This window comes from Streptomyces sp. G5(2025) (assembly GCF_049542075.1).
Taxonomy (GTDB): domain Bacteria; phylum Actinomycetota; class Actinomycetes; order Streptomycetales; family Streptomycetaceae; genus Streptomyces.
In genome coordinates, this window is sequence record NZ_JBMUZT010000002.1 from 1,194,823 (window position 1) to 1,214,984 (window position 20,162).

Below are 20,162 nucleotides of genomic sequence, written 5' to 3' on the forward strand. Positions count from 1 at the left end.
AATCCGCGCTCGCCGTCCCGGTTCCCGCCGGGCGGCCTTTTCGCGTTGCCCGGCTCCACTGCGAGCTGCGGAGCATTCCTTGAACCCCACCTCGACCACCCCCGAGGCCATGTCCCTGCCCGTCGAAGCGGGCGGTGGTGCCCACCTCCGTGCCGACGGCGTCATCGTCACCCGCGGGTCCAGGCGCGTCCTGAACGATGTCTCGGTCACCGTCTCCGCCCGGTCCCGGATCGCCGTCGTCGGCGAGAACGGCCGCGGCAAGACGACGCTGCTGCACGTCCTCGCCGGCCTGCTCACGCCCGACGAGGGCACCGTGCACCGCAACGGCACGCTCGGCCTGGCCCGCCAGGAACTGTCCGCGCGGGACGGCGCGACCGTCGGCACCCTGACGTCCGAGGCACTGGCCGCCTCGCTCGCCGCCCTCGGCGCGCTGGACGAGGCGACGCGCGCCCTGGCCGAGGGCCACCCCACCGCCGACGACCGCTACGCCGCCGCGCTCGACGCCGCCACCCGGCTCGACGCGTGGGACGCCGAACGCCGCGTCGACGTCGCCCTCGAAGCCCTCGGCGCCTGCACCGACCGCGGCCGTCCGCTGTCGACGCTGTCGGTCGGGCAGCGCTACCGGGTCCGCCACGCGTGTCTGCTGGGCGCGCGGCACGACGTCCTGTTGCTGGACGAGCCGACCAACCATCTCGACGCCGATGGGCTCGCCTTCCTCACCCGCAGGCTGCGCGAGCACGACGGGGGCCTCGCCGTCGTCAGCCACGACCGTGCGCTGCTGCGCGACGTGGCGGACCGCTTCCTCGACCTCGACCCGACCCGCGACGGCAGGCCGCGCCTGTACGCCGGTGGGTACGACGCCTGGCAGGACGCCCGGCGGCGTGAGCGCGAGCGCTGGGAACAGGACCACGAGGAGCAACAGGCCGAGCACCGGCGCCTACAGGACGCGGTGTCGAAGGCCCGCGACCGGCTCTCCACCGGCTGGCGGCCCGACAAGGGCACCGGGAAGCACCAGCGCCAGTCCCGCGCCCCGGGTGTCGTACAGGCCCTGCACCGGCAGCGGAACGCGCTGGACGCGCACCGGGTCGACGTGCCCGAACCGCCGCCGGCCCTGCGGTGGCCGGACCTCGGGGTCCGGCCGGGCGCACCGCAGTTGCGGGCCCACGGCGTCGCCGTCGAAGGGCGGCTGGCCGGCCCCGTCGACCTCACCCTCGACGGCGGCGACCGGCTGCTCGTCACCGGGCCGAACGGAGCCGGGAAGTCCACGCTCCTCGCGGTCCTCGCCGGCGCCGTCGAGCCGACGCACGGGCACGTCCGGCCGGCGCGGGGGCACGGGTCGTCCGGATCTCCCAGGAGACCGCCGAGCAGGAACCGGGACTCACCGCCCGCGAGGTGCACGCCCGTCACGTGGGGCGCCTCGTGGCCCGCGGCGCGCTCCGCGACGCCGACGCCGTCCCGCTCGGAGCGCTCGGGCTGCTGGACGCCGAGGCGACGCGCACTCCGGTCGGACGGATGTCGCAGGGTCAGCGGCGGCGTCTCGACCTGGCGCTTGCCCTGGCCGGGCGGCCCGGCCTGGTGCTGCTCGACGAGCCGACGAACCATCTGTCGGCCGCGCTGGTCGACGAGTTGACCGAGGCGATCCGCGCCACGGACGCCGCCGTCGTCGTCGCGACGCACGACCGGCAACTCCTGCGGGACCTCGCGGACTGGCCCCGGCTCCGCCTGGCCTGAGGGAGAAATCCGGGGGTCGCAGGGGAGAGGACGGTGGGCCGGTCAGGCCGTGTGGCGGGGCGGCGGGCCCACGTCCGCGTGCCGGCCGGGCCGCAGGGCGGCGTGGCGTTGGCCGGGGCCGGGGCCGGAGCGCGCCGCCAGGGCGTCGGCGACGGCACCGGTGGCGAACGCGTAGACGGTCTTGTGCAGCAGGTCCACCACGAGTTCCTTGCGCGGCCAGGTCCGCGGCGGGGCTCCGACTCCTGTGGCGTTCTCCAGGATCTGGTCGTTGGTCAGGCGCACCACGGCGAACTGCGCCGAGGACACCGGCCCGCGCAGCCCGGCGTGCGCCATCACCGACCGCAGTACGCCCAGCAGCGCGCCCTGCCCGTAGTGCATCGCCCAGTTCGCCGCCAAGGGCTGGCGGCCGGGCCGCTCCCCCATGCCTGTCAGCCGTTCCAGGGTGCGCGCCGGCACGTAGGAGTCAGGCCTGCCCGTCAGGCGCTGCTCCGCCTTCTCGCCCAGCGTCATCACCACGACTCCGGCCGTACCCGCCAGGAGTCCCTGCCACAGTGCGCGTTTGATCATGCCCCTACGGGTTCCCCCTCTGCGCGCTCCCATCGCTTCTCCGGTGCGGGTGGTACACGCGCGGCAGCGGCGCCTCACCCGGATGCGGCGCCGGGCGGGCTTGTGCGGACCGACGCGGGTAGACGTAGCCCAGCCGTAGCCCGCCCGAGCCGTCCCCGTCAGGACTTTCCGGAGACCCAGCCGATTCAGGAGATGCAGCCGCGATGAGCAGCAGCCGACCGGTCCCGACCGACCCCATGGGTGCCCCGCCACGTCCGCGCCGGTCGCTGGTGGTGTCCGTGCTGATCGGAGTGGCGGTGATGGCCGCCGTCGACGAGATCGTCTTCCACCAGGTCCTCCACTGGCACCACTTCTACGACCGGTCCACCCTGGGGGTCGGCCTGTTGTCCGACGGGTTGCTGCACACCGGTGAACTCCTCGCACTCGTCGCCGGGTTCTTCCTCTTCGCGGACCTGCGCCGACGCCGTGCCCTGTCCGCCGCGCACGCCTGGGCCGGGTTCTTCCTGGGCCTCGGCGTCTTCCAGCTGTTCGACGGGATCGTCGACCACAAGCTGCTGCGCCTGCACCAGGTCCGCTACGGGGTCGACGTCACCCCTTACGACTGGGCGTGGAACGTCACCGGCCTCGTCCTGCTGCTCATCGGTGCCGCCCTGACCGTGCGCGCCGGCCGCCGCGCGGCACGCGACCGGTCGACGGCGTGAGCCCGGCCGACGCCGACACCTCCGCCTACGCCTATGCCGGTCACGGTGGGGCCGGGCTCTTCGGGGCCGTCGTCGCCGTGGCCGCGCTGACGGTCGTACTCGCCTACCTGGCGGCCGCCACTCGCCTGCGCCGACGCGGTGACGCCTGGCCCCGGCACCGGGACGCGTCCTTCACCGCAGGCGGCGCCGCCCTCGCCCACGCCTTCGTCGGTACGCTGCCGGGCGGGCCGTTCACCGCGCACGTCGGCCAGCACCTCGCCGTCGCCATGGCCGCCCCGCTGCTGCTGGTCCTGGGCCGCCCCCTCACGCTCGTCTGGCGCGTCGTGCCGCCGGGACCGGCCCGCCGTGGCCTGCTGACCGTCGCGCGTTCCCGGCCCGCCGCCTGGCTGCTGTTCCCTCCCCTGGCGGCCCTGCTCGACATCGGCGGCCTGTGGCTGCTCCACCGCACGCCGCTGCTGGCCGCCACCCACCACCGGCCGCTGCTCGGGGCCGCCGTGCACGCCCATGTCCTGGCCGCCGGGCTGCTGTTCACCTTCGCCGTCTGCCGGCTCGACCCGGTGCGCCACCGGTGGGGTCTCGCCTGGCGCGGTGGCACCCTGCTGGCCGCCGGGTGGGCCCACGCCGTCCTCGCCAAGAGCCTCTACGCCGCTCCGCCGCCGGGCACCGGCTTCACCGCCGACGACGTCCACACCGCCGCCCGGCTGATGTACTACGGCGGCGATCTCGTCGAGGTCGCCCTCGCCACCGTGCTCGCCGCCCAGTGGTACGCCGCCGCCGGCCGCGCGCTGCGCCGTCGCGGGTCGCGGGCGCCGGGGGCCGCCGGACAGCACGCTGCCGGGGCCCCGGCAGGGCCCCGGCAGACGAACCGGGGACTGGCGCACGCCCGTGGCGGGCGTACGGTCAGTCGTCGAGCATGATGCGGTACCGCGCGATGCCGTGCCGCATGGTGATCTCGGCCTGGCCCTCGGCCTCGCGGTACTTGCCCGTGCCGCCGGTGACCTTCGAGTAGCCGCCGTGCGGGAGCGGGCCGTAGTGGTCGATGGTGTCGCTCAGGCTGATGCCGCCCTTGTCGGTCCGCAGCACCCGGTGGCACAGGGCGACGTACCCGCGACGGTTCACGTCGACCACGCTGCAGTGCGCCGAGGCGTCGCCGATCTTCTTGCCGGGGTGGCCCTTGCGGTTGGTGTAGAGGTGCGAGTGGATGGTCCAGTCGACGCCGACACGCGCGTGCTTCGGTCTGCTGTCCGACTGCTTGACCGCCAGCCAGTCGAGGACCTTCACGTCCTCCTTCTCCTTGGCCTCCGGCCGGGGGGCCGCCTCGGCGGTGCCGACCAGGGCGGTGCCGGCGAGCATCGCGGAAGCGGCGGTGAGCACACCGGCGCGGAGCAGCCGGGTACGGGAACGGGTGCGCGGCAAGGGAACCTCCCAGAGGTGGGGCGAGTGGAACGAGCCCACCTCAACTCCGGCGGGGCGCCACGGGTAGTGACCTGGCCGCAAGGATCACCCGCCTGGTCGCGCGGTGTCACCCGTCGGCAGGCGGCCACCGCCCCCGGGTCCGCTCGCAGACCGCGGGGAACGGCATCACGCTGACCTCGCAGCGCACCGGCGCTCTTCGACGGCGCCCGGCTCCCCGGCCACGCGGCGGGCGGGGACGGCCTGGGAGGACCTGGGGGTGGCGGCGGCTGCGTACGAGGGGGGCGGCCGCCGGGTGAGGGTCGTGCTGCGCGGCCGTCAGGGTGTCGTCGTCGACACCACGTACACCATGGGGTGCTGGGCGTTCGCGCGGTCCACGACGACGTCCAGCGTGGGCACCGGGTCCTTCTGCTCGTGGGTGAGGCCCGACCAGGGGCCGGGGCCCGTGAACTCCCAGCCGACGACGTTCTGGTCGCGCTTGCTGATGGTGATGTCCTTCGGCTTGAGCGCGCTCGTCTCCGTGCCGACCTGGCGCAGGAACTTGTCCAGGCCCTCGTTGCTCGTGAGGAACTGGACGTAGAGGCGGCTGGTGCGCCAGTTGTTCGTCTCGTAGTAGGCGACCTCCGCCGAGTACGGCGGGATCGGCACGTCGTACAGGCGGCGCTGCACCCTGGACGGCCAGCCCTCGGTGAGGCCGGTCGCGGAGTACTTGTCCTCCTTGTCGCGGCCGCTGTTGCGGCTCTGGTTCGCGGAGATCACCAGGTACCCGGCGGGGATGCCGATGAGGAGCACGATGATCGTCGCCGTCAGCCAGCGGCGGCGGATCATGTGACGGCGGTCCTCGGTCCTGCCTCCGTCGCGGCCCGCTTCGGGCGGGCCGGGGAGGTCCGGGGGCGTGGGTTGGCGGGGGACGGTCATCTACGGGGTTCCCTGCGAAGTGCGGTCGTCGGTGCGGCGGGCCTCGGCGAAGCGCTCGTAGCGTTCGTGGCGCTCGACGCGGCGGCGGTTGGCGCGGCGGAAGCGGCGGGCGACCAGGCGGGCCAGGTCGGCGGCGCCCACCATGCCCGCCTCCGGGCCGAGCTGGGCGCGGGCGATGCGGGCCTCGGGGCGGTAGCCGCGGCCGGTGAGGTGGCGGCGGAAGGCGTCGCGGGCCGGGCCGATCAGGAGGTCGTCGGCGGCGCTGACGCCGCCGCCGATCACGAAGCAGGACGGGTCGAGGGCGGCGGCGAGGTTGGCGATGCCGACGCCCAGCCACTGGCCGATGTCCTGGAGCAGTTCGACGCACATCGCGTCGCCCTCACGGGCCAGCTCGGTGATGAGGGGGCCCGTGATGTCGGGGACGTTGCCCTTGACGCGCTCGATGATGCCGTACGCCACCGGGGAGTCGGCGGCGGCGAGCTCGCGGGCCTCGCGGACCAGCGCGTTGCCGGAGCTGTACTGCTCCCAGCAGCCGCGGTTGCCGCACGGGCAGCGGTGCCCGCCGGGGACGACCTGCATGTGCCCGAACTCGCCGGCGACGCCGAACTTGCCGCGCTTGACCTGGCCGTCCTCCAGGATCGCGCCACCGATGCCGGTGCCGAGCGTGATCATGACGAGGTGGTCCTCGCCGCGGCCCGCGCCGAAGCGCCACTCCGCCCAGGCGGCGGTGTTGGCGTCGTTGTCCACCATGACGGGGACCGCGAGGCGGCCGGAGATGCGGTCGCGGAGGGGTTCGTTGCGCCAGGACAGGTGGGGGGCGAACAGGACGCGGTTGCGGTCCGCGTCGACCCAGCCGGCCGCGCCGATGCCGACCGCGTGCACGTCGTGCCGGTCGGAGAGGTCGAGGACCAGCTCGACGATGGTGTCCTCGACGACCCGGGGGCTCTTGGACTTGTCCGGGGTCTCCGTGCGGAGCGTCTCCAGGATGTTGCCGTCGGGGTCGACGACCCCCGCCATCACCTTGGTACCGCCGATGTCGATGCCGACGGTGTTGACGCGGGGGGCCGTCAGGAGGGATCGGCGTTCGCGCGTGCCCACGGTCCGCAGGACGGTGGCTCGTGCGGAGCCGCGGTGCGCGAGGTCGCGGTAGGTGCTCATTGCGGCGATTCTGCCTCACTCTCGTGGGGGCGCGCACAACGGGATACGGGGTGTGCGCCCCCGTAGGGGCGCGGGGCTGCGACATGTGCGGCTCCGCCGCGGAGCGCGCTCAGCCGAGGAAAAGCCGCAGACGCGCCTGCGGCCACGTCGCGGCTTGTCGCGCAGTTCCCCGCGCCCCTACCGGGCGCTAGACGTCCCGGCCCTCCAGTTCGTGACGGAGGTCGTCCAGTTCGCTGCCGCCCGCCATCTCACGGGTCAGCTCGTCGAGGGTGATTTCCTCGCGCGCGTAGGAGCCCGACATCATGCCCCGCTTCAGGAGCACGAAGCGGTTGCCGACCAGATACGCGTGGTGGGGGTTGTGCGTGATCAGGACCACGCCGAGGCCCTGGTCCCGCGCCGCGGCCACGTACTTCAGGACGACGCCCGACTGCTTGACGCCGAGCGCCGCCGTCGGCTCGTCGAGGACGAGGACCTTCGCGCCGAAGTAGACGGCGCGCGCGATCGCCACGCACTGGCGTTCGCCGCCCGAGAGGGTGCCGATGGGCTGGTCCACGTCGCGCAGGTCGATGCCCATGCGCAGCAGCTCCGCACGCGTCGTCTCGCGCATGAAGTCGACGTCCATGCGCTTGAAGGGGCCGACGCCCTTCGTCGGCTCGGAGCCGAGGAAGAAGTTTCGCCAGACCGGCATCAGGGGGACCACGGCGAGGTCCTGGTAGACGGTGGCGATCCCGCGGTCCAGGGCTTCGCGCGGCGAGCCGAGCCGCGCGTCCTCGCCCTCGATGCGGAAGCCGCCCGCGTCGTGCTGGTGCAGCCCCGCGATGATCTTGATGAGGGTGGATTTGCCGGCGCCGTTGTCACCGAGGACGCAGGAGATCTCGCCCGCGTGGACCTCCAGGGAGACACCTTCGAGGGCGCGGATGTTGCCGTAGTACTTGCTGACGTCGTCGAGCTCGACGAGCGGGGTCCGCTCCGCCGTGGGCGTCGCGTCGGTCTCTTCCGTCATTTCGTCGCCTCCGCGCGCTTGCGGACCCAGTGGTTGAGCAGGGTGGCCAGGAGCAGCATCACGCCGAGGAAGAACTTGAACCAGTCGGGGTTCCACTCGGCGTAGACGATGCCCTTGCTGACCATGCCGAAGATCAGCGCGCCGACGGCCGCGCCGACCGCGGAGCCGTAGCCGCCGGTGATCAGGCAGCCGCCGATGACGGCCGCGATGATGTAGATCAGTTCGTTGCCGACGCCCTCGCCGGACTGGACCACGTCGTAACTGAACAGCAGGTGCTGGCCGGAGATCCAGGCGCCGAAGGCGACGCCCATGTAGAGGCCGATCTTGGTCGCGGCGACCGGGACGCCGACCGCGCGGGCCGCCTCCTCACCGCCGCCGACCGCGAAGATCCAGTTGCCGACGCGGGTGCGCAGCAGGATCCAGGTGGCGACCGCGATCAGGGCCAGCCACCACACGATGGTGATCTTGAAGTCGACGCCGCCGAGGGTGATCGTGGAGGCGAAGACGTCCTGGGCGGAGGAGAAGCCCTCCATGTCGGCGATGGACTTGGTGGAGACGGTCTCGCTGATCAGCTTGGTGAAGCCGAGGTTCATGCCGGTCAGCATCAGGAACGTACCGAGCGTGATGATGAAGCTCGGCGGGTCGGTGCGGGTCAGCATGACGCCGTTGAAGACGCCGACCGCGAGGGTGGCGACGAGGGAGACGAGGACGCCGACCCAGACGTTCGCCGTCATCTGGTAGCTGAACATCGAGGAGATCAGCGCGGACGTCGTCACCAGGACGCCCGCCGAGAGGTCGAACTCGCCGCCGATCATCAGCAGCGCCACCGGCACGGCCATGATGCCGAGGGCGGAGGCCGCGTACAGGACCGTGGCGAGGCTGGAGGCCTGGAGGAAGCTGTCCGCGACGATCGAGAAGAAGAGGAAGACGGCGACGGCGCCGACGACCGAGCCCAGCTCGGGGCGGCCGAGCAGCTTCTTCAGCGGCGAGGACTTCAGCAAGCGCTCGTCGCTCTGGGTATCCGGAGCCGGCGCGGGCGCTGTGGCGGTCATCGGGTCCCTCGCTTCGCGTATTCCTCAAGCTCGTCGGCCTGGTCCTTGGTCACGATCTGCGGGCCGGTCAGGACGGGCTTGCCGCCGCCGAGCACGTCGGCGTTGTACTTGTACAGCCAGAGCAGGTCGACGGCCTGGTAGCCCTGGAGGTAGGGCTGCTGGTCGACGGCGAAGCCGAGGTCGCCGGACTTCAGGCCCGCGGCGACCTTCTCGTTCAGGTCGAACGTGTCGACCTCGGCCTTGCTGCCCGCGCTGTCCGCGGCCTTCACGGCGGTGTCCGCGAAGGGCGCGCCGAGGGTGATGACGGCGTCGATCGACTTGTCGCTCTGGAGGCGCGCCTCGATGGAGGACTGGACGTCGGGCATGGTGGTGCCGGTCACGTAGAGGTTCTGCATCGTGCCGTCGAAGGTCTTCTTGGCGCCCTCGCAGCGCTGCTCATGGCCTACGTTGCCCTGCTCGTGCAGGATGCACAGCGCCTTCTTCTTGCCGCGCTTGTTCAGCTCCTCGCCGACGGCCTCGCCGGCGATCGTCTCGTCCTGGCCGATGTGCGTGAGCGCGCCGAACTTCTTGGACTCCGCGGAGCCGGAGTTCACCGTGATCACCGGGATGCCGGCCTTCTTCGCGCGGGCCAGGGCGCCCTTCATCGCGTCGGGCTTGGCCAGCGTGACGATGATCCCGTCGACCTTCTTGTCGATGTACGAGTCGACGAGCTGGGCCTGCTGCTGGGCCTCGTCGTCATGGGCGTACAGGAACTTGATGTTGTCCTTGACCGCGGCCTGCTTGGCGCCGCTCTGCACGATGTCCCAGAAGGTGTCGCCGTCACCGGAGTGCGTGACCATGCCGAAGGTCCAGCGCGGCGTGTCCACCGCGGCCCTGCCGCCCGCCGCTGCCGCCTTGCGGGCGTCCTCCGCGCGCTTGCCGCCGGTGCTGCTGCATCCGGTCAGCCCCGCGGTCACACCGAGCACCGCCACCAGCGCGGCCCCCACCGCGCGTACCCCTGTCTTCACCCTTGTCACGACGCCGTGCCCTTCTAGCTCTACTGCTCCGTGCGGCCGGTCCGGATCCCCGGCCCCAGCCGCCCAAGTATCGACCACGCGGATCGCCCGAGTGCGGTGGGGGGAGTTCTAGCGGCGGGCGCGCGGCAGCGTCAATGACTTTGTCAGAACATTCTGTCGACCGTGAGCCACGTGGGCCCCACGGCCACGGAAGGCGCCTACGGCCGTACGAGGAGCTGGAACTCGAAGGAGTAGCGCGACGCCCGGTAGACGTGCGCGCCGAACTCCACCGCGCGTCCCGTGTCGTCGAACGTCGTGCGCCGCATGGTGAGCAGCGGGGCGCCCGGCGGCTCGGCGAGGCGTTCGGACTCCTCCGCGGTGGCGGCGCGGGCCCCGACGGACTGCCGCGCGCTGTGCAGGGCCAGGCCGGTGGCGCGCATCAGGCGGTAGAGCCCGGTGGCCTCAAGGCGCGCGGTGTCGAGGTCGAGGAGTCCTGTCGGCAGGTGGTTGGTGAGATACGCCATGGGCTCGCCGTGGGCCAGCCGCAGCCGCTCGACGCGGTGCACCTCGTCGCCCTCGGCCACGCCGAGCGCGGCGGCGACCTCGGCGGAGGCGGGCTCGACGGTGTTGCGCAGGACGCGGGTCTCGGGGCGCTGGCCCGCCGCCTCAAGGTCGTCGTAGAGGCTGCTGAGCTCCAGGGGGCGCTTGACCTGGCTGTGCACGACCTGCGTGCCGACGCCCCGGCGCCGTACGAGCAGGCCCTTGTCGACGAGGGACTGGATGGCCTGACGGACAGTGGGCCGGGAGAGGCCGAGCCGTCCGGCGAGCTCGATCTCGTTGCCGAGGAGGCTCCCCGGAGTCAGGGCGCCGCGCTCGATCGCCGACTCCAGCTGCTGGGCGAGCTGGAAGTAGAGCGGGACCGGGCTGCTGCGGTCGACGCCGAGCCGGAGGGTCACGGCGGGGTCGCCGGCCCGCTGGTCCTGAGCTGGTTTGGCGGCTGGTTTGGACACGGGCCGAGCGTAGTCCCGGCGCATGATGACGGGAAGTTCTGTTGACAGGACCGTGCAATTGTCCGGACAAACGATTGACAGGGCGGGGCACACATGACGAGGGTGGACGTCATGCGCATCGGACTGATCGGAACGGGCCGTATCGGCACCTTTCACTCGGCGGCCCTGAGCCGTCACCCCGACGTGACGTCGCTCGTCGTCGCCGACGCGGACCCGGTGCGGGCGGCCGACCTCGCCGGGCGGACCGGGGCGGTGGCCGCGCCCTCGGTGGAGGACGTCTTCACGCTCGGGGTGGACGCCGTGGTGATCACGGCGGCGACCGCGGCCCACGCCGAGCTGATCGGCCGGGCGGCGCGGGCCGGGCTCCCGGTGTTCTGCGAGAAGCCCATCGCGCTCGACCTGCCGGGCACGCTGGCCGCGCTCGCCGAGGTCGAGACCGCGGGCACGGTGCTCCAGCTCGGCTTCCAGCGGCGCTTCGACGCGGGGTACGCGAAGGCGCGTGAGGCGGTGCGGGCGGGCCGGCTCGGGCGGCTGCACACCGTACGCGCGATCACCTCGGACCCGGCGCCGCCCCCGGCCGCGTACCTGCCGCTGTCCGGCGGCCTCTACCGCGACTGCCTGGTCCACGACTTCGACGTGCTGCGCTGGGTGACGGGGCGCGAGGTGGCGGAGGTGTACGCGACCGGCTCCGACGCGGGCCCCGCCATGTTCCGCGAGGCGGGCGACGTGGACACCGCGGCGGCGGTGCTCACCCTCGACGACGGCACGCTCGCCACGGCGACGGCGACCCGGCTCAACGGCGCGGGTTACGACGTACGCATGGAACTCGCCGGTGAGCTGGGCCAGTTGGCGGTCGGCCTGGACGACCGCACTCCGCTCACCTCGGCGGAACCGGCGGGCCCGCCCGCGCCGGTCACGCCGTGGCCCGGCTTCCTGGAGCGCTTCGCCCCCGCGTACGAGGCGGAGCTGGCCGCCTTCGTCGAGGTCGTACGCGGGGAGCGGGCGAACTCCTGCGACGGCCGTGAGGCGCTGCACGCGCTGCGGATCGCGGAGGCGTGCGAACGGTCGCGGCGGGAGCGGCGGCCGGTGCCGATGACGGAGATCCCCACGGGTTGAGGCGCCGCGCCCCGGCCCTCAGGCGGTGGAGAGCACGGTCCCCTGGGCGACGGCACACAGGGTCCTCGCGTCCTCGTCTCCCCCGTCGCCCACGCTGAACAGCTCGCAGCGCACCACCGCCTGGCGGCGGCCCGTGTGGACGACTGCGGCGTGGGCGACGAGTTTCGCGCCGGTCGCGGGACGTACGTACTGGATGGAGAAGCCGGAGGTCAGCACGGCCGGGCCGAGCGTGGTGCCCGCGGCGAACGTGATGCTGTTGTCGGCGGCGTAGGCGAGGACGCCGCCGTGCAGGAAGCCGTTCTGCTGCCGCAGTTCCTCGCGGGCGCCGATCTCCAGCGTGGCCGCGCCCTCGCCGAACCGCGTGATGCGCGCCCGCACGAGCCTGCTGAACGGCTGGGCGTCCAGGACCTTCTGGGCCATGGCGAGATCGATGGGCTCGGGCGGCGTCTCAGTCATGCACGATTACTACCACCGCCCGGAACCGTCCGGAACCGCCCGGCGAGGGGGCCGCCCGGTGGAGGGGGCCGCCTCAGCCGTCCTCGTCCAGCAGCCCCGCGTCGTGCGCCAACAGCGCGACCTGCACCCGGTTGTTGAGGTCCAGCTTCGTCAGGATGCGGGAGACATGGGCCTTGACCGTCGCGACACTCAGGAACAGCTGGGCCGCGATGTCCGCGTTCGAACCGCCCCGGCCCACCGCCACGGCGACCTCCCGCTCGCGCTCGCCGAGCGCGTCGAGCCGCGCCAACGCCCTTCGCCTGCGCTCCAGTTGAGGGTCTGCGCCCCTCACCTGCGAGATCAGCTGCCGGGTGACCGTCGGGGAGAGGACCGGCTCGCCCGCGGCGACCGCGCGGACCGCCGCGACGATCTGGGCGGGCGCCGTGTCCTTCAGGACGAAACCGGCGGCGCCCGCCCGCAGGGCCCGTAGGACCTGTTCGTCGGCGTGGAAGGTGGTCAGGACGATGACCTCGGGGGCGTCGGGGCGCTTGCGCATGGCCTCCGTGGCGGCGAGCCCGTCCATCGTGGGCATGCGGATGTCCATCAGGACGACGTCGGGGCGGACTTCGCCGACCAGCGGGGCGACCTCGGTGCCGTCGCCCGCCTCGCCGACGATCTCGATGTCGTCCGCGCCGCCGAGCATGAAGGAGAGTCCGGCGCGCACCAGCGGGTCGTCGTCGACGAGGAGCAGCCTGATCGGTTTCATGACGCCCACGGTAGCCAGGCCTCCAGGTGGAATCCGCCGCCGGGCCCCGCCCCGTGGGCGAGGCTGCCGCCGGCGAGCTGGGCACGTTCGGCGAGTCCGATCAGGCCCTGGCCGGAGCCGGGCACCGTGGGCACGTCGCCGGGCGGCGCGGGATTGCGTACGGTCATCGTCAGGCCTTCGCCGGGCGCGCCCGTGACGGTGACGGTGACCTCGGCGCCGGGGGCGTGTTTGCGGGCGTTGGTCAGGGCTTCCTGTGCGATGCGGTACGCGGTGCGGCCGAGGGCGGCGGGCACGGCCGCGGGGTCCGTGACGCGGTTGTCGAGGACGACCTCCATGCCCGCCTCGCGGCACTCGGCGACCAGGGTGTCCAGGGCGGCGAGCGTGGGCTGCGGGCGGCCCGATGCCTCCGTGTCGCCGCCGCGCAGGACGCCGATCACCTGGCGCAGGTCCTGGAGGGCCTCATGGGCGCTCTCCCGGATGACGCCCGCCGCGCGGACGATCTCCGGGCGGGGCGCGTCGGGGCGGAACTCCAGGGCGCCCGCGTGGACGCTGAGCAGGGTGAGGCGGTGCGCGAGGACGTCGTGCATCTCGCGGGCGATGGCCTCGCGGGCGAGCCGCTGGGCCTGTTCGGCGCGGAGCGCGGCCTCGTTCTCGGCGCGCAGCGCCCGGTCGTGCAGGCTGAGCAGCAGCTCGCGGCGGGAGCGCACGAACATGCCCCAGCCGATGACCGTCAGGGTGACCAGCACCCCGAAGGCGATCGACACCCCGTACGGCATCTCGGCGTCCGGGCGCATCCAGTACGCGAAGGGGATCATCGCGATGGAGGCGGCGCCGATCCACGCGACGTAGCGGAAGGGCCGGTGCACGGCGAGGGTGAAGAGGGCGACGGCCGCCGCGCCGCCTCCCGTGTCGGAGACCAGGCCGACCGGCACCATCGCGGCGGCGAGGCCCACCGGCCACCGTCTGCGCAGCCAGACCGCGGCGCAGGCGAGCGCCCCGACGACCTGGTCGAAGTCGGCGAGGTCCTGGGCGACGTGCGGGTTGGAGCTGATGGCGTCGGCGCCCACCATGCCGAGGAGGACGGCCGCGCCGAAGCAGGTGAAGTCGGCGAACCAGTCGCGTACGGTCCGCCGCCCCCGGCCCCCGGCGCCGCTCCGGTCGAACTCCCGGGCAAGGGTGGAGGGCAGCGCCCAGGGCCTCCCGGGGGGTCGCGTGGGTTCAGTACCGCTCATGGTCGACAAATCTACGCACCGGCGGCGGCTGGAGACGGCCGTGGACGTCCGTCGCGGGTGATCGTCCACCAAAGTCGCGGGCGTCCCCGACTTTCGGACCGGTCCGCCGGACAGATCCTCGCCCCGCGGCCGATGCGCGCGGGGAAGGCGCGGAGCGAGGATCTCGACCATGAAGCGGCTTCTGGAATTTCTCGGTTTTCTCCTGCTGGTCCAGGGCGCCGGCGGCGCGGTCCACGACCTCACCGACGAGCGGTACGGCTGGGGCCTGCTGAGGCGCTTCGGCTTCCTGGAGAGTTACGAGCTGTACGCGAGCATCGCCATGATCGTGCTGGCGGTCGCGCTGTTCGCCGCCGCGGAGAGCGGAAAGGCGGACTGACCGCGCGCGACGCCACACGGCCCGGCGTCACATCACCCGGCCGGCCTCAGCAGCCGTGGTCCACCAGGTCGAACGAGGCGTAGTGGTCGGCGGTGTAGTAGTCCTCCCGGCTCTTCTCGCCGGTGACGATGCGGCGGGCGCCGCGATCGTCGGAGCCCGGCGTGACCACGGTGTACTCGTGGTAGTAGCCGGAGCCCTGCCGCGGCAGCTCACCCTCGCGGTTCTGGAAGACGGTGCCGTCCTGCGGGTACGGGTAGGGGCCGCCCGCCTCGATGAGCTTCAGGGTGTCGTGCGCTTGCGGGGGCAGCGCGGAGTAACAGATGTCGCCGACCGCGGTGACGGAGTACGACGACGCGGACGCGGCGGGAGCGGTGGGGGCCGCGCTCGCGGAGGCCGTGACAGGGCCGCCGACAAGGAGGGCGGCGGCGAGGGCGGTGACGCCGAGGATTCGTGGGGGGATTCGCATGGGATCAGTGTGACGCGCGTAGAGGTTGGCGTGTCAACGTCAAGTGCCCGAAATTCTCCACGAGTTAACTTTCCCGGCCCGGCCGTTCACGCAGCGCACCGCGCCCCCAGCTGGTCCCCACGAGAACCAGCGCCCCGCCCAACGCACCCACCAGCCCCAGCCGTTCGCCGCCCAGGGCGATGCCGGCCGCCGCGGCCCACAGCGGTTCCGTGCCGAGCAGGAGGCTGACCCGGGAGGGCGAGGTCCGCCGTACCGCCCACATCTGCACGTAGAAGGCGAAGAGCGTGCAGAAGACGGAGAGGAAGAGCAGCCCCGCCCATTCCCGCGCACCGAAACCCACGGCGACGGACCACGGCGACCGTCCCGTGCCGACGGCCGCGAGCACCGCGAACACCCCCACCGCGGCACCGAGTTGGACCGTGGTGAGGGAGAGCGAGTCCGCGTCGCGCACGGCCTTGATTCGGGACATGGCCAGGACGTGGACCGTGCGGGCGAGAGCCGCGAGGAGGATCAGCAGGTCGCCGGCCGAGGGCCGCGTGAAGCCGCCGCCCTGGGTCAGCAGGACCACGCCGAGGACGGACAGGCCGGCCGCCGCGAGGAACGCGCGCGGCGGCCGGGTACGCCGCACGGCGGCCTCCGCGAGCGGCGTGAAGATCATGGTGAGGCTGATGATGAGGCCCGCGTTGGTCGCCGAGGTGTGGACGACCCCGTATGTCTCCAGGAGGAAGATCACGCTGAGGATCAGCCCGAGGACCCCGGCCCCGCGCCACTGGGCGCCGGTCAGCGCGCGGAGCGAGCGCCACCCCGTCACCACGAGCGCGGGCAGCACCACGGCGAACCGCAGCACGAGGACGGCGACGACGGTGTGGGTCGTCGTGATGCCCTTGGCGGCGAGGTAACTGGCGCCCCACACCACGGCGACGAGCAGGACGGGCAGATCGGTGCGCCAGGCGCTGCGCGGGGCGAGCGTGGCGGGGGCGGTGAGCGTCGACACGGGGCACGGTCTCCAACGGGTGCGGCGATGTGGAGACTTCGGCGGCTCTCACGCGGAGCACACACCGTAGCGGGCGAAGATCGCGAGGTGAAGACGTGACCGGCCCCGGAGCGGCCGCTAGTAGCTGCCGTACTCCGGCCGTCCCGCACGCTCGTACGTGCTGATGACGACGCCCGTGGAAGTCGTACGCGACCGCGCGAGCCGGAAGGCGGTGGGCGGGACGCCCTCCGTGAAGAGCCGCTTGCCGGTGCCGAGGACGACGGGGAACGTCAGCAGGTGCAGGGTGTCGATCAGGCCGTGCCCCAGCAGGAACCGCGCGAGACCGCCGCTGCCGTGCATCTGGAGCTCGCGCCCCGGCCGCTCCTTGAGCGCGGTGACGTCCTTGACCAGGTCGTCGCGGCCGATGATGTGGGCGCCCTGCCAGTCGGCGCTGGTCAGTGTGGTGCTCGCGACGTATTTGGGCAGGTCGTTGAGCTTGGTGGCCACGAGGTTGTCGGGGTCGTGCACCGCGGGCCAGTACCCGGCGAAGATCTCGTACGTCCCGCGCCCGAGCAGGAACGCGTCGGCCTGTGCGAAGACCTCGTCCACGAAGGCGCCGAAGTCGTCGTCGCCGTAGGGCACCGACCAGCCGCCGTGTTCGAAGCCACCGCCGCGGTCCTCGTCCGGGCCGCCCGGCGCCTGGAAGACACCGTCGAGGGTGAGGAACTGGGTGAATGTGATCTTCATGGCGAACACCTCTCCTCCGGTAACGCGGTCCGTCACCTACTCAGACCGTGCCACTGGCCGGAAGTCATCGCTGCCCGAGGAGCGCCCTCGCAGATCCGCGTCCGTTTCCCGCCGGCCCCCGGCCGGGACGACGCCTTTCATTGAACCCGCAAGCACTTATTCGTCACACAGAACGAGAACGAGGTAGGGACATGCCTTCTCTCACCGGCAGGACCGCCCTGGTCACCGGCGGCAGCCGCGGCATGGGCGCGGCGATCGCGCTGCGCCTGGCGCAGGAAAGCGCGGACGTGGCCCTCACGTCCGCGCACAGTGAGGCGGCGGCCCATGAGGTCGTCGCGAAGATCGAGGCCATGGGGCGGCGCGGCTTCGCGATCCGGGCGGACGCGGCCGATCCGGGGACGCCGCGGGCGCCGTGGCACGCGCCGCCGGCGACCTCGGCCACCTGGACGTCCTCGTCAACAACGCGGGCATCGGAGCCCTCGGTCCCCTCGCCGACCTGTCGCTCGCCGATGTCGACCGGGTCCTGGCGGTCAACGTACGCGGGGTCTTCCTGGCCTCCCAGGCCGCCGCCGGACGGCTCCGCGACGGCGGCCGGATCATCACCATCGGCAGCTGCGTGGCCCAGCGGGTCCCGGGCCCCGGCTCCACGCTCTACGCGACGAGCAAGGCCGCGCTGATCGGCCTCAACAAGGCGCTGGCACGGGAGTTGGGCGGGCGCCGGATCACGGCGAACCTGGTCCAGCCGGGCCCCATCGACACCGACATGAACCCGGCGGACGGACCCTTCGCCGGCGGACAGAGTGCCATGACGGCACTCGGCCGCTTCGGTTCCGCCGACGAGGTGGCGTCCCTCGTGAACTACCTGGCCGGGGACGACGCCGCGTACCTCACGGGCACCGAGCTGTCGGTGGACGGCGGTCACGCGGCGTAGGGCCCGCCGGAAAGGGATGCGGGGCGCACCGGGGCTGTCCACCCGGTGCGCCCCACGTTCTGCGGGGGCGGGTCAGCCGCCCAGCTCCTGGTGGCGGGCCGCCAGCTTGGCCGCGCCGTCCTGCGTCAGCTCACCGAACAGACGCAGGCGCGAGATGCCGCCGTCCGGGAAGATGTCGACGCGTACGTGTGTGCCGACGACCGGGGTGTCCAGGACGAAGCGGTGGTTGGTGTCGGGCTGGAGGCGGGTGCGGGGCAGCGCCTCGGTCCACTCGCCGCTCTCGCCGTCGCGTACGGAGAGCGAGGCCCACCCGGCGGAGTTGCCCTTGAGGTAGGCGGTGTCGATCTCGACGGCGCGGATCTCGGACTGCTGGACGAGCCGGTAGCGGATCCAGTCGTTGCCGGTGTCGCGGCGGCGGCGCGTCTCCCAGCCGTCGTCCATCTTGCGGGAGCGGCCCGGCTGGATGGTGTTGGTGGCCGGGGAGTAGAAGCGGTCGGAGGCGTCCTCGACCTGGCCGCCGTTCTCCAGGGCGACGACGTCGAAGGTGCCGAGCGCGGCGAGCCACTTCGGGTCGGCGGCGACCTCGCCGTAGACGCGGAGGCGGGCGATGCCGCCGTCCGGGTGCTGGTTGACGCGCAGGTGCGTGAAGCGCTGCTCGACGTCGACGGCGAAGCCGTTGGCGGCGTGTCCGCCGACGGGGGTGCGCGGGACGAGGGTCGTCCACTTCACGTCGTCGCCGCTCAGCTCCTCGGGCGTCGGGGAGCCCTCGACGCTGGTGCCCTCCACGGACACGGCCTGCGGGTAGTTGCCGCGGAAGTGGGCGGTGTCGACGACGATGCCGCGGACGACGCCGGGCGCGCCGAGCCGCACGAGGGCCCAGTCGTGGTCGGCCTCGGTGGGCCACGGGTGCTCTGCGGAGACACCACGCCGGCGGCGGGTCTCCCAGCCGTCCATGACCTTGCCCTTGTGCCCGAAGTGTTCGGGGTCGAACACGGCGGGGTGCGGGAGCAACAGGTTCTCCCGCATCGCGAAGAACTCGTCGTTGGCGGCGATCACCCCGGCGCCGAGCTGCCGGTCGGCGAGGTTGGCGTACTGGGTGAAGGGGAAGTCGGCCGTGCGGTAGTCGGCGTAGGGCTCGCCGCCGCCGTAGGGGCTCGCGTCGCCGGTGAAGTGCGGAATCGCCGTCACTGTGTCAGTTGTTCCTTTCCAGAAGTCGGCCCGCGGGTTCGGTGAACTCGCCGCCGTGCAGGATGCGTTCGCCGCGCAGCCAGGTGGACTTCACGACGCCGCTGAGGGTCTTGCCCGCGTACGCCGTGACCCGGTTCCTGTGGTGCAGCTCCGCGGGGTCCACGGTGAAGGTCTCGTCGGGCGCGAGGACCGCGAAGTCGGCGTCGCGGCCCGCCTCGATGGCGCCCTTCTGGTCGAGTCCGACCAGTTCCGCGGTGCGCGTGGACATCCAGCGCACCACGTCATCGAGGGAGTGACCGCGCTTGCGTGCCTCGGTCCATACGGCGGGCAGGCTCAGCTGGAGCCCGGAGATGCCGCCCCAGGCGGTCGCGAAGTCGTCGGTCTTCAGGTCGGCGGTGGACGGGGAGTGGTCCGTGACGATGCAGTCGATGGTGCCGTCGGCGAGCGCGTCCCACAGCAGGTCCTGGTTGCCGGCCTCCCGGATGGGCGGGCAGCACTTGAACTCGCTGGCGCCGTCCGGGACTTCCTCGGCGGTCAGGGTCAGGTAGTGCGGGCAGGTCTCCACCGTCAGCCGTACGCCTTCGCGCTTGGCGGCGGCGATCAGCGAAATGGCGTCCGAGGACGACAGGTGCAGGACGTGCACGCGGGCACCGATGCGCTTGGCGACGGCGATGAGCCCCTCGATCGCGGTGTCCTCCGAGACACGCGGCCGGGTCTGGAGGTAGTCCGCGTACTTGGGGCCGCTCTTGTGCGGGGCGGCGTCCAGCTCGTGCGGGTCCTCGGCGTGCACGATCAGAAGACCGCCGAAGCCGGCGATCTCGGCCATGGAGGTGGCGAGCTGGTCCTGGTTGAGCTCGGGGAACTCCTCGACGCCGGAGGGCGAGAGGAAGCACTTGAACCCGAAGACACCGACGTCGTGCAAGGGCTTCAGATCGGCGACGTTGTCGGGCAGGGCACCGCCCCAGAACCCCACATCGATGTGCGCCTTGCTGCGGGCGACGTCCTGCTTGGTGCGCAGGTTGTCCACCGTCGTCGTCGGAGGCAGGGAGTTGAGCGGCATGTCGACGAGGGTGGTGATGCCACCGGCGGCGGCGGCGCGGGTGGCGGTCCAGAAGCCCTCCCACTCCGCGCGGCCGGGGTCGTTCACGTGGACGTGGGTGTCGACGAGGCCGGGCAGCAGGACGTCGTCACCGAAGTCCTCCAGGCGCGCACCGTCCGGCACCGCGGCGTCGTACGCGCCGACGGCCACGATCTTCCCGCCGGAGACGGCGACCGAGGCGGCGCGCGTCCCCTCCGGGGTGACGACGCGGGTGGAGCGCAGCACCAGCTCCACACCCGCGGCAACGCTCGTGTCCACGTCCACGTCCTTCTCGGACACCCGTGT

General features: G+C 72.7%; 21 protein-coding genes and 2 pseudogenes. 7 read left to right on the top strand and 16 right to left on the bottom strand.

Annotation, left to right across the window (positions count from 1 at the left end; all coding sequences use genetic code 11):
* Positions 1-109 precede the first annotated feature (109 nt).
* A pseudogene (locus ACOBQB_RS05735) lies at positions 110-1,261 on the top strand (ATP-binding cassette domain-containing protein); the annotation flags it as partial.
* Between the two features lie 83 nt (positions 1,262-1,344).
* Entirely contained in the window at positions 1,345-1,731 is a 387-nt protein-coding gene (locus ACOBQB_RS05740; RefSeq protein ID WP_423590424.1) for an AAA family ATPase, read from the top strand.
* Positions 1,732-1,773: 42 nt separating this feature from the next.
* Here ACOBQB_RS05740 and ACOBQB_RS05745 read toward each other — a convergent pair whose 3' ends face one another.
* Positions 1,774-2,298: a hypothetical protein gene (locus ACOBQB_RS05745; protein WP_423589287.1), complete on the bottom strand. Its 525-nt coding sequence runs from the start codon at positions 2,296-2,298 to the stop codon at positions 1,774-1,776.
* Between the two features lie 203 nt (positions 2,299-2,501).
* Here ACOBQB_RS05745 and ACOBQB_RS05750 point away from each other — a divergent pair, with 203 nt between their 5' ends.
* Together ACOBQB_RS05750 and ACOBQB_RS05755 are read left to right on the top strand one after the other, a co-directional pair.
* Positions 2,502-2,999, top strand: a complete 498-nt coding sequence (locus ACOBQB_RS05750; protein WP_423589289.1) for a DUF2243 domain-containing protein — start codon at positions 2,502-2,504, stop codon at positions 2,997-2,999.
* Positions 2,996-3,916 carry a cytochrome c oxidase assembly protein gene (locus ACOBQB_RS05755; protein ID WP_423589290.1) on the top strand — a complete coding sequence of 307 codons (921 nt, stop codon included), beginning with the start codon at positions 2,996-2,998 and terminating at the stop codon, positions 3,914-3,916. The genes ACOBQB_RS05750 and ACOBQB_RS05755 overlap by 4 nt, the downstream gene beginning before the upstream one ends.
* Here the strand turns inward: ACOBQB_RS05755 and ACOBQB_RS05760 are convergent.
* From ACOBQB_RS05760 to ACOBQB_RS05790, 7 genes are all read right to left on the bottom strand, one after another.
* Complete coding sequence (locus tag ACOBQB_RS05760; protein WP_423589292.1) at positions 3,900-4,415, bottom strand: hypothetical protein; 516 nt, start codon at positions 4,413-4,415, stop codon at positions 3,900-3,902. The two genes, ACOBQB_RS05755 and ACOBQB_RS05760, sit on opposite strands and share 17 nt — an antisense overlap.
* Before the next feature lie 315 nt (positions 4,416-4,730).
* Positions 4,731-5,330, bottom strand: a complete 600-nt coding sequence (locus ACOBQB_RS05765) for a sugar kinase (RefSeq protein ID WP_423589293.1) — start codon at positions 5,328-5,330, stop codon at positions 4,731-4,733.
* The gene (locus ACOBQB_RS05770; protein ID WP_423589294.1) at positions 5,331-6,488 is read right to left on the bottom strand and encodes an ROK family glucokinase; all 1,158 of its coding nucleotides are present in this window, start codon (positions 6,486-6,488) and stop codon (positions 5,331-5,333) included.
* Between the two features lie 187 nt (positions 6,489-6,675).
* On the bottom strand, positions 6,676-7,491 hold the full coding sequence (locus tag ACOBQB_RS05775; protein ID WP_423589295.1) for an ATP-binding cassette domain-containing protein: 816 nt from the start codon (positions 7,489-7,491) through the stop codon (positions 6,676-6,678).
* Positions 7,488-8,543: an ABC transporter permease gene (locus ACOBQB_RS05780; RefSeq protein WP_423589297.1), complete on the bottom strand. Its 1,056-nt coding sequence runs from the start codon at positions 8,541-8,543 to the stop codon at positions 7,488-7,490. The genes ACOBQB_RS05775 and ACOBQB_RS05780 overlap by 4 nt, the downstream gene beginning before the upstream one ends.
* Positions 8,540-9,529 (bottom strand): sugar ABC transporter substrate-binding protein, encoded by a 990-nt coding sequence (locus ACOBQB_RS05785; protein ID WP_423590426.1) that lies wholly within the window; start codon positions 9,527-9,529, stop codon positions 8,540-8,542. Before ACOBQB_RS05785 ends, ACOBQB_RS05780 begins: the two co-directional genes overlap by 4 nt.
* 227 nt (positions 9,530-9,756) lie before the next feature.
* Positions 9,757-10,494, bottom strand: coding sequence for a GntR family transcriptional regulator (locus ACOBQB_RS05790; RefSeq protein ID WP_423590428.1), 738 nt, complete (start codon positions 10,492-10,494; stop codon positions 9,757-9,759).
* 165 nt (positions 10,495-10,659) lie between these two features.
* Here ACOBQB_RS05790 and ACOBQB_RS05795 point away from each other — a divergent pair, with 165 nt between their 5' ends.
* A complete protein-coding gene (locus ACOBQB_RS05795; RefSeq protein WP_423589299.1) occupies positions 10,660-11,664 on the top strand; it encodes a Gfo/Idh/MocA family protein in 1,005 nt (334 codons plus the stop codon).
* Between the two features lie 18 nt (positions 11,665-11,682).
* On the opposite strand, the gene ACOBQB_RS05800 is transcribed toward ACOBQB_RS05795, so the two are convergent.
* The 3 genes from ACOBQB_RS05800 to ACOBQB_RS05810 all read right to left on the bottom strand — a co-directional run bounded on the left by ACOBQB_RS05800 (position 11,683) and on the right by ACOBQB_RS05810 (position 14,097).
* Positions 11,683-12,120: a PaaI family thioesterase gene (locus tag ACOBQB_RS05800; RefSeq protein WP_423589300.1), complete on the bottom strand. Its 438-nt coding sequence runs from the start codon at positions 12,118-12,120 to the stop codon at positions 11,683-11,685.
* Between the two features lie 73 nt (positions 12,121-12,193).
* The gene (locus tag ACOBQB_RS05805; RefSeq protein WP_423589301.1) at positions 12,194-12,865 is read right to left on the bottom strand and encodes a response regulator; all 672 of its coding nucleotides are present in this window, start codon (positions 12,863-12,865) and stop codon (positions 12,194-12,196) included.
* Entirely contained in the window at positions 12,862-14,097 is a 1,236-nt protein-coding gene (locus ACOBQB_RS05810) for a sensor histidine kinase (RefSeq protein ID WP_423589303.1), read from the bottom strand. The genes ACOBQB_RS05805 and ACOBQB_RS05810 overlap by 4 nt, the downstream gene beginning before the upstream one ends.
* Before the next feature lie 169 nt (positions 14,098-14,266).
* Here ACOBQB_RS05810 and ACOBQB_RS05815 point away from each other — a divergent pair, with 169 nt between their 5' ends.
* Positions 14,267-14,473: a hypothetical protein gene (locus ACOBQB_RS05815; protein WP_423589305.1), complete on the top strand. Its 207-nt coding sequence runs from the start codon at positions 14,267-14,269 to the stop codon at positions 14,471-14,473.
* Between the two features lie 46 nt (positions 14,474-14,519).
* On the opposite strand, the gene ACOBQB_RS05820 is transcribed toward ACOBQB_RS05815, so the two are convergent.
* From ACOBQB_RS05820 to ACOBQB_RS05830, 3 genes are all read right to left on the bottom strand, one after another.
* Entirely contained in the window at positions 14,520-14,939 is a 420-nt protein-coding gene (locus tag ACOBQB_RS05820) for a ribonuclease domain-containing protein (protein WP_423589307.1), read from the bottom strand.
* A gap of 64 nt (positions 14,940-15,003) precedes the next feature.
* Positions 15,004-15,933, bottom strand: coding sequence for a DMT family transporter (locus ACOBQB_RS05825; protein ID WP_423589308.1), 930 nt, complete (start codon positions 15,931-15,933; stop codon positions 15,004-15,006).
* Positions 15,934-16,050: 117 nt separating this feature from the next.
* Positions 16,051-16,659 carry a dihydrofolate reductase family protein gene (locus tag ACOBQB_RS05830; protein ID WP_423589310.1) on the bottom strand — a complete coding sequence of 203 codons (609 nt, stop codon included), beginning with the start codon at positions 16,657-16,659 and terminating at the stop codon, positions 16,051-16,053.
* Between the two features lie 191 nt (positions 16,660-16,850).
* On the opposite strand from ACOBQB_RS05830, the pseudogene ACOBQB_RS05835 reads away from it, so the two are divergent.
* Positions 16,851-17,590, top strand: a pseudogene (locus ACOBQB_RS05835) (SDR family oxidoreductase).
* 72 nt (positions 17,591-17,662) lie between these two features.
* Here ACOBQB_RS05835 and alc read toward each other — a convergent pair.
* Both alc and allB read right to left on the bottom strand, forming a co-directional pair.
* Positions 17,663-18,778 (bottom strand): allantoicase, encoded by a 1,116-nt coding sequence (gene alc / locus ACOBQB_RS05840; protein ID WP_423589311.1) that lies wholly within the window; start codon positions 18,776-18,778, stop codon positions 17,663-17,665.
* 4 nt (positions 18,779-18,782) lie between these two features.
* Positions 18,783-20,156: an allantoinase AllB gene (gene allB, locus ACOBQB_RS05845; RefSeq protein WP_423589313.1), complete on the bottom strand. Its 1,374-nt coding sequence runs from the start codon at positions 20,154-20,156 to the stop codon at positions 18,783-18,785.
* Positions 20,157-20,162 lie beyond the last annotated feature (6 nt).